Raw genomic sequence first — 16,975 nt, forward strand, 5'->3', positions numbered from 1 at the left:
GAACTCAGTTCCTCCGCTGCCGCTTGCCCGAGGGACGCTGCTCCCCCGCGGCACGTCCCTCGCCGCCTCGCGATCGCGCGCCCGGACGCGGACCTGCCGCCGCGAAGTCCTCCCCGCCCGTGCGCCTGGTCGCACTCGCCACCCGCAGTTCGGCCTCCCTGGCCGCCCTGGCCGCGGCGGCGTTGGACCGCTTGGCCAGCACCTTCTTGGTGTGCGCCGCCACCGGTCCCCAGCGTTCCTTGAGCGAGACGAGCAGCGGGCTCGCGAAGAAGATCGACGAGTAGGTGCCGACCAGCAGGCCGACCAACTGCACCAGCGCCAGGTCCTTGAGCGTGCCGACCCCGAGCATCCACACCGCGATCACCATCAGCGCGGCGATCGGCAGCACGCCGATGACGGCGGTGTTGATCGAGCGCATCAGCGTCTGGTTGACCGCCAGGTTGGCCTGTTCGGCGTAGGTTCGCCGGTTCAGGTGCAGGATGCCCCTGGTGTTCTCCTCGACCTTGTCGAAGACGACCACCGAGTCGTAGAGCGAGAAGCCCAGGATCGTGAGAATGCCGATCACCGTTGCCGGGCTGACCTCGAATCCGACCAGGGAGTAGATGCCCGCGGTCACCACGACATCGAAGAACATCGCGGCCAGCGCCGCGATCGCCATGTCCCGCTCGAAGCGGATCGCGATGTAGACCGACACGAGCAGCAGGAAGACCGCGAGCGCGAGCAGCGCCTTCTCGGTGATCTGATCGCCCCAGGTCTCGCTGACATCGGAGACGCTGATCGCCGAGCGGCTCGGTTCGCCGTCGCTGTTCTTCGGCTGGAACTCCTCGTACAGCGCGCTCGTCAGCTGATCGACCTGGCGGGCGTCCAGCGCCTCGGAGCGGATGAGCACGGTCGCCGTCGAACCGGTACCCACGGTCTGCACGGTTTCCGGGTCCGATCCCAAGGTGTCCCGGTAGACCTCTTCGACCTGGCTGGTCGTCGCGTCACCGGCCGGGAACTGGATGCGCGAACCGCCCTCGAAATCGATGCCGAAGTTGAAGCCGCGGATCAGCATGCTCGCCAGCGCCAGCAAGACGATCACCGCGGTCACGGTGTACCACATCCGCCGTCGGCCGATGACGTCGATCGCGCCGGTGCCGGTGTAGAGGCGGTTGAAGAACCCGTGCCGGGGCTCGCCGGAGCCGTAGGCGAAATCGTCGATCGAGCTGTGTGCCCGATCCTCGTCGCGCTTGTTCAGCGACGGATTGTTCATGCCGTTCGGATTCGTCATCGCGTCCTCACACCTTCCGCAGGAGCGGCCTCGGCGGCCCTGCGTTCCCGAGCAACCTCCTGGATCGCGCCAAGACCGTTCACCGCGGGCTTCGCCCAGAACGGCGAGCGCGAGGCGAGCAGCACCAGCGGCGCGGTCATCAGGAAGACCACCACCACGTCCAGAACGGTCGTCAGACCGAGCGTGAAGGCGAAGCCCTTGACCTGGCCGACGGCGAGCACGTACAGCACGGCGGCGGCGATGAAGCTGACCGCGTTGCCGGACAGGATCGTGCGACGCGCCCGCTGCCAGCCGCGCGGCACCGCCGAGCGGAAACTACGGCCCTCGCGCATCTCGTCCTTGATGCGTTCGAAGAACACCACGAACGAGTCGGCGGTCATACCGATACCGATGATCAGACCGGCGATGCCGGACAGGTCGAGGGTGAAGCCGATCCACCGGCCGAGCAACACCATCAATCCGTACACCGCGAGACCCGAGCCGATCAGCGAAAGCGCCGTCAGCAACCCGAGCATGCGGTAGTAGAGCAGACAGTAGAGCAGCACCACGACCATGCCGATCGCGCCGGCGATCAGGCCCGCGCGCAGCGACGACAGGCCGAGGGTGGCCGAGACGGTCTCGGCCTCGGAGGTCTGGAACGACAGCGGCAGCGAACCGTACTTCAGGGTGTTCGCCAGCTCCCTGGCCGAGGTGGCGGTGAACTGCCCGGAGATCTGGGTGCGCCCACCCAGCTGCGGCCCCGCCTGCACCTGCGGGGCGCTGACCACCTGGGAGTCGAGGGTGAAGGCGACCCGCTTGTACAGGTACTCACCGGTCAGGTCGGCCCAGGCGTCCGAACCGGAGCCCTTGAATTCCAGGTCGACGACCCAGCGGGACTGCTGGGTGTCGAGATTGGCGACGGCGTCCTTGATCTCCTGGCCGTCGATGCGGCTGACGTCGAGCAGGAACACCTCGGTGCCGTCCTGCGAGCAGGTCACCAGCGGCAGGTTCGGGTCGTCGTTGCCCGCGAGCGGATCCTGCTTGCTGCAGTCCATCGCGGCCATGGCGGCCTGCTGGGCGGTGGGATCGGTGCTCTGCCTGGCCTCCTTGGCCGCGGCGATCTCGCGCTGGACGCGCTCCTGCGGGGTGAGGTCTTCCTCGTCCTGCGTATCGGCCGGCGGCTGCTCCGCAGGAGGCTGATCGGCAGGCGGCTGCTCACCGGCCGGCGGCTGCTCGACCGGCGGCTGTTCGTCGATCGGCGGCTGCGCGGGGAACACGCGCGGTTGCGGGGCGGGCTCGACCAGTGCCTCGGGCGCGGGCGGCGTGTCGGCAGGCGGCGGGGGCACAGCCTCCGCCGGGGGCGGAACATCCGCGGGCGGGGCCCCGACGGGCGGCGCCTCAGCGGGCGGGACATCGGCCGGGGGGACATCCGCGGGCGGGACATCGGCGGGCGGAGTCTGCGGCGCCGGGGCGGGCGCGTCGGTCGCGGGGGCGCCCTGCGGCGTCCCGGCGAACGGCGTCGCGGCCAGCACCGGACGGACGTAGAGCTTGGCGGTGGTCGCCAGCGCCCTGGCCTGTTGACCGTCGTCACCGGGCACGGTGATGACGATGTTGTCGCCCTCTATCGCGACCTCGGAGCCGGAGACGCCGAGACCGTTGACGCGGTTCTCGATGATCTCCTGCGCCTTGCGCAGGCTGTCCTGGCTCGGACTGGTGCCGTCCGGGGTACGCGCGGTCAGTGTGACGCGAGTGCCACCCTGTAGGTCGATGCCGAGTTTGGGTGTCGGGGATTTGTCACCGGTGAAGAACACCAGCGCATAGATCACGGCCAGCAGCGCGGCGAAGACGCCGAGCAATCTGAGCGGATGCGCCGATCCCTGGGAAGGTGGCACAGTGCGTATCTCCTAGGCGGAAGTCGAGAGTGGAACGGGCGTACACCGGGACAGTCGGCGCGCACGCGCCGACCCGCCCCGGTGGGCGGTGGTGCGGTGTCAGTCCTTGTGCAGCCGGGTGTCGTTCAGCCGGTTCTCGGTCTGCTCAGCGGACTCCTCGACCACGGGGGCCGACCCTTCGGTGGTCGTCTCGGGGGCCGACGTCTCGCTGTCGGTCGTCTCGCCGGTGGTCGTCTCGCCGGTGGTCGACTCGGCGGTGCCGGCCTGCTCCTCGACACGGACCTCACGGATCGCCTGGCGCAGCCAGGTGGTCACCACGTCTTCGGCGATCTCCAGATCGACGGTGTCCTCGTCGACGTCGACGACTGTGCCCCACAGGCCCGAGGTGGTGATCACGGAGTCACCGACTTTCAGGCCGTCCTGCATGGCGGCGACCTTCTCGGCTTCACGCTTCTGACGGCGGATGCCGAGGAACATCGGCACGAGCAGGAGGACCAGCAGGAGCGGGAACAGTATATCGATCATCGATGTCAGTCCATGTCTTCTGGGTGGAGGTGGGCCGGGACCCACACAGTCTGCCAGCTACCGCAACCTCGGCCGCATCCGCACACCCCGCCGGGCACGCCCCGGCGCGGTGTACCGGCTACCGCCGAGATCGTCCGTGTGTTCGAGGAGGACATCGCCGCCACGCGGCGACGCCGCCCGTCACCTCGAATGTAGTCCTCCGCTCGCCGACGGACGGCGAGTACGGCCCGGTGCCGATACAGTGACCCGGCACAAAGACCGACACTCGTTCGCATGGGGGCGCACGTGTTCTGGAAGAACCGGACAGCGGGATCGACGAAGCCGAAGACCCGGGGGGCGCAGCGGCGCGAACCCGCGGTCGGCTCGCTGCGACCCGCGCCACGACCGGTGCCGGCATCCGCGTCGGCAGGCATGACGCCCGCCGAGGTGCGTGGAGTCGTCTTCGGCCCCGCCCCCTTCGGGGAGCGCGGCTACAACCGCGAAGTGGTCGACGCCTTCCTCGACCTGGTGACCGCGACGCTGGCGCACGACGGCGCGGGCAGTCTCACCGCGCGCGATCTCCACACGGTGCGCTTCACCCAGGCGCGCCGGGGCGTGCGCGGTTATCATCCCGACGAGGTGGACGCCTTTCTCCATCGGGTGATCTGTACCTTCGCGGCTGCCGGCGCCGGACAGCCTTCGGCGGTCACCGACGGTGCACGCGCGCTGTCTCGGTCGCGTGCAGGTCGTCGGGGAACACGAACCGCCGGATCGCCCAGAACCGGAACACCATGGCCAGCAGCACGCCCAGGATCTGACCGGTGACGAAGTTCGCGAGCGCCTGGGTCACCGCGGACACGTGCGGCACCCGTAGATCGAGCACGTACAGCGAGATCGCCTGCGGGATCATGGTGACGCCGATGCCGAGCGCGCTGACCGCGAAGAACAGCGCGGCCTCGTGCGAGCGCTGCCTGCCGCCGCGGGTGCGGAAGGACCACTCACGGTTGAGGACGTAGGAGGCGATGGTCGCGATCAGGACGCCGAGCAGACGCGCGGTCAGCGGCTTCTCACCGAGCACGGTCAGCTTCACCGCGTAGACGACGCCGGTGTCGATGAACCAGGTGATGGCGCCGACCGTGGCGAACTTGAGCAGTTCGCGATGCTCGATCGCCTTGCTGCGCAGCGGCTCGGGCATTCGATCGAGCACGGAGTTGACCACCGTCATGCTGCGACTCTAACGGGGGCACGGATTTCGCGCCGCCGCCGAGGGTTTCAGTCGAACAGATCCAGCGTCGGTTGCGGAGCCCGGCCGCGCACCTCGACGGCGCCGTAGACCAGGTCCGGCGGTGCGACCAGGCCGAGGTGTTCCCAGGCCCCGGCCGTGGCGACGCGACCGCGCGGCGTACGAGCCACCAACCCGGCGCGCACCAGGAACGGCTCGCACACCTCCTCGACGGTGGTAGCTTCCTCACCCACCGCGACGGCCAGCGTGGACACCCCCACCGGACCGCCGTTGAAGCCGCGGACCAGGGCGTCGAGCACCGCGCGGTCGAGCCGGTCCAGGCCGAGCACGTCGACGTCGTAGACCTCCAGCGCGGCGCGGGCCACCGCAAGGGTGATGAGGCCGTCGGCGCGGACTTCGGCGTAGTCGCGGACGCGGCGCAGCAACCGGTTGGCGATGCGCGGCGTGCCGCGCGAGCGCCCGGCGACCTCGGCGGCGGCATCGTCGTCGATGCGCACTCCCAGGATCCGCGCCGATCGCCGCAGGATGCGCAGCAGTTCGGCGGGCTCGTAGAAGTCCATGTGGCCGGTGAAGCCGAAGCGGTCGCGCAGCGGGCCGGTGAGCGCACCGGAGCGGGTGGTGGCGCCGACGAGGGTGAACGGTGCGATGTCGAGTGGGATGGAGGTGGCCCCCGGACCCTTGCCGACCACGACGTCGACGCGGAAGTCCTCCATCGCCAGGTACAGCATCTCCTCGGCGGGGCGGGCGATGCGGTGGATCTCGTCGATGAACAGCACGTCGCCCTCGACCAGATTGCTCAGCATGGCGGCCAGGTCGCCCGCGCGTTCGAGGGCGGGGCCGGAGGTGATGCGCAGAGCCGTGCCGAGTTCGGCGGCGATGATCATCGCCATGCTGGTCTTGCCCAGGCCGGGCGGGCCCGACAGCAGGACGTGGTCGGGCGTGCTGCCGCGCTGTTTGGCGCCGCGCAGGACCAGGGCGAGCTGCTCGCGGACCCGGGGCTGGCCGATGAAGGTGTCCAGCGATTTCGGCCGCAGATCGCCCTCGATCTCGCCGTCGGAGCGCAGCAGGTTCGCGGTGACCGGGGATTCGTCGTCTGCGTAATCGTCTGTCATGTCGAAGCTCTCTGCCATGCCGAACTACCGGTTCTTGCCCAACAGCGACAGCGCGGCCCGCAATGCCACCGAAGTGGTCGCTGCGGGCTGCTCGGCGAGGACGGCGTCGACGGCCTGTTCGGCCTGCTTGAGCGGGAACCCGAGTCCGGTGAGCGCTTCGACGACCTGGTCGCGCACCGGGGTGAGGACCGCGGCGGGCGCGCTGCCGGGCGGACCGGCCTGGACCGGTACCTGGTTCACCTTGTCGCGCAGTTCTACCACCATGCGTTCGGCGCCGCGTTTGCCGATGCCGGGCACCCGGGTCAGCGCGGCGACATTGCTCTCGGCCAGCGCCTTGCGCAACGCTTCGGGTTCGAGCACGGCCAGCACCGCCATCGCCAGCCGGGGACCCACGCCCGAGACGGTCTGCAACAGCCCGAACAGATCGCGGGCCTCGGTGTCGGCGAAGCCGTAGAGGGTCATCGAGTCCTCGCGCACGATCATGGCCGTGTAGAGGCGGGTCTCCTGCCCGCGCGTCAGGCCGGCCAGTGTGGCGGGAGTGGCGTTGAGCCGGTAGCCGACGCCGCAGGCTTCCACCACGGCGTGGTCGAGCGCGATCTCGAGGACTTCACCGCGTACCGACGCGATCACCCGCGCACCGCCTTTCCTTGTGGGACCGAGCGTTCTCGAACCGACCGCTGTTGCGCCGAGCGCTGTTCGGCCAGACGTTCGGCATACCGCCGCTGCGCCTGCGCCGCCTGGGCCTCGGCCGCGGCCATCCTGGCCAGCAGCGGCGCCCGCCAACAATGGCAGATCGCCAGCGCCAGCGCATCCGCCGCGTCGGCCGGCCTGGGGGCGGTCTTCAAGCCCAGGATGCGGGTCACCATCGCGGTCACCTGCGCCTTGTCGGCGCTGCCGTTGCCGGTCACGGCGGCCTTGACCTCGCTCGGGGTGTGGAATACCACCGGGATCTCGCGGCGGGCGGCGGCCAGTGCGATCACTCCGCCCGCCTGCGCGGTCCCCATCGCCGTACGCACGTTGTGCTGGGCGAACACCCGCTCGATCGCGACGGCCTCCGGCCGGTGGACGTCCATCCATTTCTCGGCGGCGTCGGCGACCAGCAGCAACCGATGGGCCAGATCCATCTCCGGCGGGGTCCGCACCACGTCCACGTCGATCGCGGTGACAATGCGACCGCGCCCGCCCTCGACCATGCTCAATCCGCACCTGGTGAGTCCGGGGTCGACGCCCATCACCCGCACGACAACCCACCTCTTCCCGGACACGAACAATTGTTCGAGAGTCTAGTGGACGGCCGGTGAGCGGCGGGCAAGCGACACGACTCAGCCCGGCTCCGACTCCTCCGCTCGCTCGCGTTCGGCCAGGAAAGCGTCGAGCAGTTCGAACAGGACGGTGAGGGCCCAGGATTCCTGCTCCGCGGTGAGGTCGCTCATGGACATCAATTGCCCGAATCGGTCGATCGGAAAGGCGATCCGCATGATCTGGGCCCACCATGCCAGGTTGGGGGCAGCCTGATGGTTCGCTGTGAGCCACTTCTGCCAGCCATCCAGTCCCGGCCGACCGTATCGACGGGCGGCCTGGTCGTATCCGTCCAGAAAGCCCGCTACGCCGGTCATGCTGGGCCGACCGATGAACATGCCGGTCCGCTCGGCGAACATCGCGAAGTACTCGCGCTCGGTGAGCTCGCTCGTACTGGTCACGATGCGGCCGTTCACAATCCAGGGCTTCCCGCCGTACGACCGCGGCACACCCCCTTCTTCTGCCATACGACGACCTCATCACGGCCCGCACCCGGCCGCAACGCACAGCGTCGACCGCCCCTCAGGACACTCACCCGCGCCCGGCCGTGCGGTGCGGAACCTCCCCGCGTTCAGCCCGGCGGCACATCTCGAGCATTCTTCCCACCCGCGGCGGAGGGATGCCCGGAATTTCCGACAACCCTCGGCGGTTCGGACCGCGAGCTGCCGTCGCTCGGATCGTCAGGCGGCCGGGGCGGTGCGGCCGGGGGCGTGGGCGCGGTAGAAGTCGAGGTGGGCGGAGGCCGCGGCGTCCCAAGTGAAGCTCGCGGCGAGGTCGCGGCCGCGACGAGCTCTGTCCGGATCGCACCCTCGCTCTCGCCGAAGCCCTGACCCGTGCGGGCGCCGCCGTCACCGTATGGACGCTGGGCCGGGGCGGCGACACCGGCTTCTTCCCTCCGGTCGACCCCGCCGTGGCGCTGCGGATCGTGCCTTTCGCCGAGGTCGCCGAGGAAACCGTCGGCGCCCGCCGACGTGGCCGCCCACGCGGCGTTCGGCGACGTGGCGCAGCACGCGGCGGGCGCGTTCGACCTCGGCGGCGATGTCCAGATCGACGTTGGCCAGTCCGCCTTTGGCCAGGTGCGCGAGAGGATCTCCCCGCCCGGGCCGACGATTTTGGCCTGACCGAGGAAGCGCAGGTTTCCGGTGGCCCCGGTCTGGTTCGAGGAGGCGAGCACCACCTGGTTCTCGGCAGCGCGCGCTTGGTCGTAGAGGTCGAACAGGCGGGACTGGCGGTCGTTGGGCAGGCGCGAGGCGCGGTCGGTGATGCTGGCGGGCCATGCCGACAGGGCCGCGATGAGATGCGCGCCGTCGAGGGCGAGGGTGCGCGCGGATTCGGGAAAGGTCTTGTCGTAGTCGATGAGCATGCCCATCCGGCCGACCGGGGTGTCGAATGCGGTGAACTCGTCGCCCGCGGCGTAGGCCAGGTGCTCACCGGCGGGCTGGTGCACTTTGCGGTGGCGGCCGAGGATGCCGTCGCCGGTCAGGCAGACCGCCGAGTTTTGACATCCTCCCGGCCGTGAACGACCGGGATTCCTCCTGAACCCTGCGGTTCTCCGGTGGGTTCCTGTTTCACCGGAGCCTGCCCTCCGCTAAGCGGCTGGACTTACAGCCCCTCCGCAGGCGTTTAGCCTCTCGGCCCGTCCGGCCGCGAGGATGTTGATCGCCGCGTTCAGATCGCGGTCATGGGTGCTCCCGCACCCGCACGTCCATTCGCGGACATGCAGGGCCTTCGCCTCTCCGATCACCCCGCAGTTCGAGCACATGCGGGTGGAGGGCAACCAGCGATCCACCTTCGAGAAGGCCCGCCCATACCGGGCGGCCTTCTCCCCGAGCATGGTCACGAACATCGACCAACCCGCATCGTGAACCGATTTCGCCAGTCGCGTGCGGGCGAGACCTTTCACGCACAAGTCCTCCACGAATATCGCTTGGTTCTCGCCGATGATCTTCGTGGAGTGCTTGTGCGCCCAGTCCCGCCGCGCATCCGCGACCCTGGCATGAGCTTTCGCTACCCGAACCCGGGCCTTGGCCCGGTTCTTCGAACCCTTCTCCTTGCGCGACAGGGCCTGCTGCGCCTTCCGCAACCTACGTTCGGCCTGCCGCAGAAACTTCGGGGACTCGATTGTCTTGCCGTTCGACAGGACCGCGAATGTGGACAACCCCAGGTCGATACCCACCTCGGACGCCACCGGCGGCAACGGCTGGTCTTCGGTCTGCACGACGAACGACGCGAAGTACCGGCCCGCCGCGTCCTTGATGACCGACACCGACGACGGCACGCCCATGGCGGACAGGTCGTTGAGGTTGACCAGCACCGAACACCAGCCCGCCCACTCGGGATCGAGTTCGGCACCACTGAGTTCACTCCCCAGGTGTTTCCGAATGGTCGCATCGGGAACAACTCGGCATTGCCCGGGTTACGAGACCGGCATCCACGCCTAGTGCTTCCGAATATGCTGCACGGCAACGAATTTCGCAGTTCGCCACCACCCCGCGCGTCGGCGGCCCTCGGCGCGGTTTGCCGCGCCGTAATCGATGTCCGCGATTCCGCCCGCCGGGTCGACGGCGGATGTCACCTTCGCGTCCTCGATCGTCACGCCGTGGAAACGACCACGCCCGGAGAAGTCGACGGGTGCGGAGACGACGCGAGGCGGGTCGCGGACCTCGAGGCCCGCGACCCGCCTCGGCGGAGAACGCGTGTGGAACCGAGCGGCTGGACCGCTCAGTCGTCGAGCTGGGCGAGCACCTCGTCGGAGATGTCCACGTTGGTGTAGACGTTCTGCACGTCGTCGCTGTCCTCGAGCGCGTCCACCAGCTTGAAGACCTTGCGTGCGCCGTCGGCGTCGACCGGGACGCTGACCGAGGGCTGGAAGCCGGACTCGGCGGAGTCGTAGTCGATGCCCGCGGACTGCAGGGCGGTGCGCACGGCGATCAGATCGCCGGGCTCGCTGATGATCTCGAAGGACTCGCCGAGGTCGTTGACCTCCTCGGCGCCCGCGTCGAGCACGGCCATGAGCACGTCGTCCTCGGACAGGCCGTTCTTCTCCAGCGTGACGACGCCCTTGCGGTGGAACAGGTAGGCGACCGAACCGGGATCGGCCATGTTGCCGCCGTTGCGGGTCATCGCCACGCGCACCTCACCGGCCGCGCGGTTGCGGTTGTCGGTCAGACATTCGATGAGCACCGCGACACCGTTCGGGCCGTAGCCCTCGTACATGATGGTCTGCCAGTCGGCGCCGCCGGCTTCCTCACCGCCGCCACGCTTGCGAGCGCGCTCGATGTTGTCGTTGGGCACCGACGACTTCTTGGCCTTCTGGATGGCGTCGTAGAGCGTCGGGTTGCCGTCGGGATCACCGCCACCCGTGCGGGCCGCCACCTCGATGTTCTTGATCAGCTTCGCGAAGAGCTTGCCCCGCTTGGCGTCGATCGCGGCCTTCTTGTGCTTGGTGGTGGCCCATTTGGAGTGGCCGCTCATTCCCTACTTCCTTCGGGTCGGTTGCACATTCGGAGTGTGTACGTTACCCCGGAACGTCCGCGCGCCCGTCGCGGGCCTCAGTCCCGACGCGCCGCGCGCACGATGTCGACGAACATCCGGTGCACCCGCAGATCGCCGGTGACTTCCGGATGGAAGGAAGTCGCCAGCACGTTCCCCTGCCGCACCGCCACGATGCGGCCCGCGCCCGGGCCTTCGGGCACAGTAGCCAGCACCTGCACCCCCTCACCCGCGCGCTCGACCCAGGGTGCCCGGATGAACACCGCGCGCACCGGGCCGTCGTCGAGCCCGACGAAGTCCAGGTCGGTCTCGAAGGAGTCGACCTGCCGTCCGAAAGCGTTGCGGCGCACCGTCATATCGATGCCCGACAGGTGCTGGGCGTCGGGGCGGGTGTCGAGCACCTCCGAGGCCAGCAGGATCATCCCGGCGCACGAGCCGAAGGCGGGCAGGCCGTCGCGCAGCCGGGCGCGCAGCGGCTCCAGCAGCTCGAAGACTCCCAGCAGTTTGCTGATCGCGGTGGACTCCCCGCCCGGCAGGATCAGCCCGTCCACGGCGTCCAGTTCGCTCACCCGGCGCACCAGCACGGCGTCCGCGCCACAGCTCTCCAGCGCGGCGAGATGCTCGCGGACATCGCCCTGCAGGGCCAGCACGCCGATAGTCGGACGGGACTGCGCCGCCTGCGCGTCGGTGACAGGGGCGGAAACCGGAGTCTGGGTCACCGGCTCAGCTTACGAGCGGGCCCGGTGTGGGCCCGCTCACGCCCGCTCGACGCGTGCGCGCCCGGAATCAGTCCCGCAAGGTGCGGATCAGGCCTTCCTGCACCACGGAGGCGACCAGTACGCCCCTGCGGTCGAAGATGCGGCCGGAGGTCAGCCCGCGACCGAAACCCGCCGACGGCGAGGACTGGTCGTAGAGCAGCCAGTCGTCGGCGCGGAACGGGCGCAGGAACCACATGGCGTGGTCGAGCGAGGCGTTCTGGGTCGGTTCGTCGGGGTGGGTGACCTTCGACGAGCCGAGCAGCGTCATATCGCTCATATAGGCCAGCGTGCAGACGTGGAACAGCGGATCGTCGGGCAGCGGCTGTCGGTAGCGGAACCACACCTGCTGCTGGGCGGCCACGCCCTCGCGGCGCACCACCGACTCCTGCGGGACCATGCGGATGTCCCAGTGCTCCCATTCGCGCAGCGCCCACAGCTGTTCGGGGCTCATGGTCTGCTGCGAATCGCCCAGTTCCTCCGGCGAGGCGACCGGCGGCATCTCGTCCTGATGTTCGGGACCGGTGTCTCCGAGATGGAAAGAGGCCGACATGGTGAAGATCGCCTGGCCGTCCTGGATTCCGGTGACCCGGCGGGTGCAGAACGAGCGCCCGTCCCGAATCCGCTCCACCTGGTACACGGTGGGTTGCTGCGGGTTGCCCGGCCGCAGGAAATACCCGTGCAGCGAATGCACCTGGTAGCGGGGCTCGACGGTGCGCACCGCGGACACGAGTGCCTGACCGGCGACTTGACCGCCGAATGTGCGCTGTAGCTGGGTCTTGGTCGACGCGCCACGGAAGATGTCGCGCTCGATGCGCTCGATCTCCAGCGCTTCTTCTATGGTCGCCATGCGCTGAGACTATCCGCACGACGCGGAACAGCCCGTGCGGGGAGCACGGGCTGTTCTGTTCGGCGAATTCGTGTGCCGGTTCGGCGACCGGGTCACCAACCGCGTTCGGCCAGCCGGTGCGGCTGCGGGATCTCCTCGACGTTGATGCCGACCATCGCCTCGCCCAGGCCGCGCGAGACCTTGGCCAGCACGTCCGGATCGTCGTAGAAGGTGGTGGCCTTGACGATGGCCTCGGCGCGCTGGGCCGGGTTGCCGGACTTGAAGATGCCCGAGCCGACGAACACGCCCTCGGCGCCGAGCTGCATCATCATGGCGGCGTCGGCCGGGGTGGCGATGCCACCGGCGGTGAACAGCACGACAGGCAGCTTGCCGGTCTCGGCGACCTCGCGGACCAGCTCGTAGGGCGCCTGCAGTTCCTTGGCGGCGACGAAGAGCTCGTCGGCGGGCAGCGAGGAGAGCCGGCGGATCTCCTGGCGGATCTTGCGCATGTGGGTGGTGGCGTTGGAGACGTCGCCGGTACCCGCCTCGCCCTTGGAGCGGATCATGGCCGCGCCTTCGGTGATGCGACGCAGCGCCTCTCCCAGGTTGGTGGCGCCACAGACGAACGGCACGGTGAACTGCCATTTGTCGATGTGGTTGCTGTAGTCGGCCGGGGTGAGCACCTCGGACTCGTCGATGTAGTCGACGCCGAGGCTCTGCAGGATCTGCGCCTCGACGAAGTGACCGATGCGGGCCTTGGCCATGACCGGGATCGAGACGGCGCTGATGATGCCGTCGATCATGTCCGGATCACTCATCCGGGACACACCGCCCTGCGCCCGGATGTCGGCGGGCACCCGCTCGAGCGCCATCACCGCGACCGCCCCCGCGTCCTCGGCGATCTTGGCTTGCTCGGGGGTCACGACGTCCATGATCACCCCACCCTTGAGCATCTCGGCCATGCCGCGCTTCACGCGGGCGGTGCCGACGGTCTGGGTGGTATCGGACGTGGTCACGGCATTCTGCTCAGTCATGTGCGCCAATCGGGTCGCTCGGTAGGAAACGACCCAATTCTAGGCGTGCCACGAATGCCACTTGATAGCCAGTGGAGCATGACTGGTCTGGTGGCGCAGGCCACGTCCGCGGCCGGACGACGGGAGTGGACCGATCAGATCGGGCCGACGACCAGCAACTGCGCCCAGTATTCGGCGATCGACGGCCCCAGGATCGGCAACAGGAAGTCGTAGAGCAGGTACGACATGGTTGAAAGCACCTCCACATCAGCCGGGACACCAGCCGTCCGGCTTTCCTCGCGGGTTGGTCCCGCGCGGGTGCGCGGCACTTCGAGTGGGCTACCCGAGGGGCCCGCGAACCAGTCCGAAACTAGCACGATCGTGAAGCGGATCACACCTCGCGCCGCCGTGGTCAGCGGATCGAGCGCACCACGGGATCGGAAGTGCCCGAAGCGACTTCGGCCGCCTCGGCGAGCAACTCGTCGAGATCGAAGGGGTAGACCGGCTCGCCCGCGGCCTCCAGTGCCACGATATCGGTCGGCGCGCACCAGCGGTGGGTGGTGACACAGCGTTTCTCGAGGGAGCTGGGATTGCCCGGCTGCGGTTCGTAGGCGGGCACCCGCAGCGCGAAGAACAGCTCCTCGGCGCGGATCAGCTCACCGTCGAAGGGGAACACCGCCACCCGCCGCCAGATCGGACCGCGCAACGCGGCCGGATCGGCGGTGTAGCCGGTCTCCTCCCACAGCTCGCGTACCGCGGCCGCGCGCAAGCTCTCCCCCGGTTCGACACTGCCGCCGATGGTGAACCAGAACGGGGCGTCCGGGGTGTTCGGGTCGCTGCCGCGCATGAGCAGGATGCGGTCGCGTTCGTCGAGCAGCACCACGCGCGCCGAGGTACGCACGGTGTCGACAGCGAGGCCGGTCGAGGCAGCGGGGGTGACCCGTTCGGTGATCTCGAAGTAGGTCGGCAGCGCGGCGGTGCCGCCCAGGTGCAGCCAGCGCACCGGGCGGCGGGTGCGCAATGCCAAGGTGTCGCGCACGGCGTCGTTGTGGAAGCGGCGGGCGATGAGAACTCTGGCCTCGGCGTCGGCGAGCTCGGCGACCAACTGGGGGCGAAGCAGGCCGATGTCGATCGCCGACAGGGCGGTCGAGAGCTGGTTCTCCACCGCCTCCCGATCGGCACGATCGACCCGCTCCGCCCGATCGGCCAGCCCGGCGAGGCGTTTGGCTTGCTCGCCCAGGGCCGGATCGGAGACCGGACCGGCGATCGCCATCGCCACCGCTCTGGCCACCACGGCGCGGCGGGCCAGCGCGGCGTCCAGCGCCTGCCAGGACTGGTCGGAGCGCACATGCAGCCGGTCCAGCCGGTTGGCGGTCGAATACGCCCAGACGCCGATGGCGACCACGATCGCGGCGATGAGCGCGAGAACGAGGACCGTGCTCGCGGAGAAGGTGATCATCCGGCGGCCCGCACGCGCGCGTCGCCGACCGTCACGGTCTCGTAGACGCGCAGGATCTGTTCGGCCACCACGGGCCAATCGTATTCGGCGACCACCTGATTCGCCTTGCGTACCAGCGCATCCCGCTGCTCGGCATCGGTGAGCACGGTGTCGATGGCTTCGGCCAGCCGGTCCGCGTCCCCGATCGGCACCAGCCTGCCCGCGGCGCCGTCGCGCAGCACCCGGCGGAAGGCATCGAGTTCGGAGGCGACGACCGGAGTACCCGCGGCCATCGCCTCGATCAGGATGATGCCGAAACTCTCACCGCCGAGATTCGGCGCGACGTAGACATCGGCGCTGCGCATCGCGGAGGCCTTCTCCTCGTCGGAGACCTGCCCCAGCAAGCGCAGGCGACCGGCGTTCGGCCCGGCCTCGCGACGCAACCGTTGCTCGTCACCGCGGCCGACGACCAGGATCTCGATGTCGGGATGTCGCCGCACCAGCTCGGGCAGCGCATCGAGCAGCACCTGCATGCCCTTGCGCGGCTCGTCATAGCGGCCGAGGAACAGCACGGTGCCCCCCGCGCGCGGGTAGCCCGCCAGCATGGGCGCCCGGGCGAAGGCGGGCACGTCCACGCCGTTGGGGATCTCGACGGCATCGGAGCCCAACGCCTCCACCTGCCAGCGCCTGGCGAGTTCCGAGACGGCGATGCGGCCGCTGATCTTCTCGTGATAGGGCCGCAGCACACCCTGGAAGGTGCTCAGTACCAGCGACCGGGTGGTGGAGGTGTGGAAGGTCGCCACGATCGGGCCCTCGGCGATCTTCAGCGCCAGCATCGACAGGCTCGGCGCGTTCGGCTCGTGGATGTGCAATACATCGAAGTCGTTGCCCTCGATCCAGCGCCGGATCCGGGCGTAGGCCATCGGGCCGAAGGACAGCCGCGCCACCGACCCGTTGTAGGGGATGGCGACCGCTCGCCCCGCCGAGACGACGAAGTCCGGCAGCGGCGTCTCCTCCGAGGCAGGCGCGAGCACGCTCACCTGATGCCCGCGCTCGATGAGCACCCGTGCCAGTTCGACCACATGGGCCTGCACCCCACCGGGAACATCGAACGAATACGGGCAGACCATGCCGATCTTCATGCTGTCTCGTCTCTTCCCCCGCGTATCGCTCCTTCACCGCGTGCGCCGAGACGGGCTTGGGCCTCGGCGATCCTGGCCCGCCGCTCCGGCGACAGGTCGCTCTCCCACAACGGTTGCAGCATGTGCCAGTCGGCCGGGTGCTCGGCGATCCCGGCGGCGAACCGGTCTGCCAGCGCCTGGGTGGCCGCCGCGACACCGCCGGAGACGTCCAGCGGCGGGTCGACGCGGAAACCCCAGCCCTCGACGCCGTCGGCGTCGAGGGTGAACCAGCAATGCACCGGCATCAGCGCGGCACCGGTCTCGATGGCCAGCTTGGCCGCGCCGGCGGGCATCCAGGTGCGCTCGCCGAAGAACTCGACGGGCACCCCGCGCCCGGTGAGGTCGCGCTCGCCCAACAGGCACACGAACTTGTTCTCACGCAGCCGCTGCGCCAGCTGGACGAATGGCGGCTGTTCACCGCCGGTCAGGGCGAACACCTCGAAGCCGAGGCTCTCCCGGTAGGCGACGAAACGCTCGAACAGCGATTCCGGCCGCAGGCGCTCGGCCACGGTCGCGAAGGTGCCGTAGTTCTGCACCAGCCACACCCCCGCCATGTCCCAGTTGCCCGAATGCGGCAGCACCAACACGATGCCGCGGCCGCGGTCCAGTGCGGCCTCCAGGTGCGGGATGCCTTCCACCGGGAGCAACGGTGAGCGTCCGAGCGCGACGTGGTCCATGATCGGCAGCCGGAACGCCTCGCGCCAGTAGCGCGCGTAGGAGCGCAGGCTCGCGCGAATCAGTTCGTCGGGGACATCCTCTGCAGTGACACCGAGTACCCGGGAGAGATTGCGGCGCAACTGCACCGGGCCACCGTTGCGGGCGGCCTGCGCGCCGCCCCAGTCGAAGGCGCGTCGGGCGGTGCGCTCGGGCAGTGCCCGCACCAATCGCCAGCCCGCGGCATAACCGGCGGCGCTCAGCCGGTCGCCGATACTCACGCCCGCCCCTTTCCTCGACGCCGGGCGGCCCGT

Annotated in this window: 18 protein-coding genes and 1 pseudogene; 1 reads left to right on the forward strand and 18 read right to left on the reverse strand. The window is 69.3% G+C overall.

The features are described from left to right. Positions 1-4 precede the first annotated feature (4 nt). From secF to yajC, 3 genes are all read right to left on the reverse strand, one after another. Complete coding sequence (gene secF, locus IU449_RS07695) at positions 5-1,270, reverse strand: protein translocase subunit SecF (protein WP_195001194.1); 1,266 nt, start codon at positions 1,268-1,270, stop codon at positions 5-7. Next, positions 1,267-3,141 carry a protein translocase subunit SecD gene (gene secD, locus IU449_RS07700; RefSeq protein WP_195001195.1) on the reverse strand — a complete coding sequence of 625 codons (1,875 nt, stop codon included), beginning with the start codon at positions 3,139-3,141 and terminating at the stop codon, positions 1,267-1,269. Before secD ends, secF begins: the two co-directional genes overlap by 4 nt. Positions 3,142-3,240: 99 nt before the next feature. Next, on the reverse strand, positions 3,241-3,663 hold the full coding sequence (gene yajC, locus IU449_RS07705) for a preprotein translocase subunit YajC (protein ID WP_195002386.1): 423 nt from the start codon (positions 3,661-3,663) through the stop codon (positions 3,241-3,243). A gap of 414 nt (positions 3,664-4,077) precedes the next feature. Between yajC and IU449_RS07710 the strand changes: the two genes are divergently transcribed. Next, on the forward strand, positions 4,078-4,470 hold the full coding sequence (locus IU449_RS07710) for a DivIVA domain-containing protein (protein WP_195001196.1): 393 nt from the start codon (positions 4,078-4,080) through the stop codon (positions 4,468-4,470). Here IU449_RS07710 and IU449_RS07715 read toward each other — a convergent pair. The 15 genes and pseudogenes from IU449_RS07715 to IU449_RS07785 all read right to left on the reverse strand — a co-directional run bounded on the left by IU449_RS07715 (position 4,352) and on the right by IU449_RS07785 (position 16,942). Next, entirely contained in the window at positions 4,352-4,870 is a 519-nt protein-coding gene (locus IU449_RS07715) for a GtrA family protein (RefSeq protein WP_195001197.1), read from the reverse strand. The genes IU449_RS07710 and IU449_RS07715 overlap by 119 nt on opposite strands. A 47-nt stretch (positions 4,871-4,917) precedes the next feature. Beyond that, the gene (ruvB, locus tag IU449_RS07720; protein ID WP_195001198.1) at positions 4,918-6,000 is read right to left on the reverse strand and encodes a Holliday junction branch migration DNA helicase RuvB; all 1,083 of its coding nucleotides are present in this window, start codon (positions 5,998-6,000) and stop codon (positions 4,918-4,920) included. A 24-nt stretch (positions 6,001-6,024) separates the two neighbouring features. Continuing rightward, positions 6,025-6,630 carry a Holliday junction branch migration protein RuvA gene (gene ruvA / locus IU449_RS07725; RefSeq protein WP_195001199.1) on the reverse strand — a complete coding sequence of 202 codons (606 nt, stop codon included), beginning with the start codon at positions 6,628-6,630 and terminating at the stop codon, positions 6,025-6,027. Beyond that, positions 6,627-7,241 carry a crossover junction endodeoxyribonuclease RuvC gene (gene ruvC / locus IU449_RS07730; protein WP_195002387.1) on the reverse strand — a complete coding sequence of 205 codons (615 nt, stop codon included), beginning with the start codon at positions 7,239-7,241 and terminating at the stop codon, positions 6,627-6,629. Before ruvC ends, ruvA begins: the two co-directional genes overlap by 4 nt. An 81-nt stretch (positions 7,242-7,322) precedes the next feature. After that, the gene (locus tag IU449_RS07735) at positions 7,323-7,700 is read right to left on the reverse strand and encodes a hypothetical protein (RefSeq protein ID WP_195001200.1); all 378 of its coding nucleotides are present in this window, start codon (positions 7,698-7,700) and stop codon (positions 7,323-7,325) included. Between the two features lie 447 nt (positions 7,701-8,147). Then, positions 8,148-8,797: pseudogene (locus IU449_RS07740) on the reverse strand (carbon-nitrogen hydrolase family protein); the annotation flags it as partial. Between the two features lie 90 nt (positions 8,798-8,887). Next, positions 8,888-9,613: a transposase gene (locus IU449_RS07745; RefSeq protein ID WP_324188123.1), complete on the reverse strand. Its 726-nt coding sequence runs from the start codon at positions 9,611-9,613 to the stop codon at positions 8,888-8,890. Between the two features lie 123 nt (positions 9,614-9,736). Then, positions 9,737-9,895: a hypothetical protein gene (locus IU449_RS07750; protein ID WP_195001201.1), complete on the reverse strand. Its 159-nt coding sequence runs from the start codon at positions 9,893-9,895 to the stop codon at positions 9,737-9,739. A gap of 125 nt (positions 9,896-10,020) precedes the next feature. Next, complete coding sequence (locus tag IU449_RS07755; protein ID WP_195001202.1) at positions 10,021-10,773, reverse strand: YebC/PmpR family DNA-binding transcriptional regulator; 753 nt, start codon at positions 10,771-10,773, stop codon at positions 10,021-10,023. A gap of 77 nt (positions 10,774-10,850) precedes the next feature. Continuing rightward, positions 10,851-11,510: a pyridoxal 5'-phosphate synthase glutaminase subunit PdxT gene (gene pdxT / locus IU449_RS07760; RefSeq protein WP_195001203.1), complete on the reverse strand. Its 660-nt coding sequence runs from the start codon at positions 11,508-11,510 to the stop codon at positions 10,851-10,853. Positions 11,511-11,577: 67 nt separating this feature from the next. Continuing rightward, positions 11,578-12,396: an acyl-CoA thioesterase gene (locus IU449_RS07765; protein ID WP_195001204.1), complete on the reverse strand. Its 819-nt coding sequence runs from the start codon at positions 12,394-12,396 to the stop codon at positions 11,578-11,580. Positions 12,397-12,488: 92 nt separating this feature from the next. Next, complete coding sequence (pdxS, locus tag IU449_RS07770) at positions 12,489-13,409, reverse strand: pyridoxal 5'-phosphate synthase lyase subunit PdxS (protein WP_195001205.1); 921 nt, start codon at positions 13,407-13,409, stop codon at positions 12,489-12,491. 391 nt (positions 13,410-13,800) lie between these two features. Beyond that, complete coding sequence (locus IU449_RS07775; protein WP_195002388.1) at positions 13,801-14,844, reverse strand: NUDIX hydrolase; 1,044 nt, start codon at positions 14,842-14,844, stop codon at positions 13,801-13,803. Continuing rightward, entirely contained in the window at positions 14,844-15,968 is a 1,125-nt protein-coding gene (locus IU449_RS07780; protein WP_195001206.1) for a glycosyltransferase family 4 protein, read from the reverse strand. Before IU449_RS07780 ends, IU449_RS07775 begins: the two co-directional genes overlap by 1 nt. Further along, on the reverse strand, positions 15,965-16,942 hold the full coding sequence (locus tag IU449_RS07785) for a phosphatidylinositol mannoside acyltransferase (RefSeq protein ID WP_195001207.1): 978 nt from the start codon (positions 16,940-16,942) through the stop codon (positions 15,965-15,967). Before IU449_RS07785 ends, IU449_RS07780 begins: the two co-directional genes overlap by 4 nt. Between the last annotated feature and the right edge of the window lie 33 nt (positions 16,943-16,975).

The organism is Nocardia higoensis, assembly GCF_015477835.1.
GTDB classification, from domain to species: Bacteria; Actinomycetota; Actinomycetes; order Mycobacteriales; family Mycobacteriaceae; genus Nocardia; species Nocardia higoensis_A.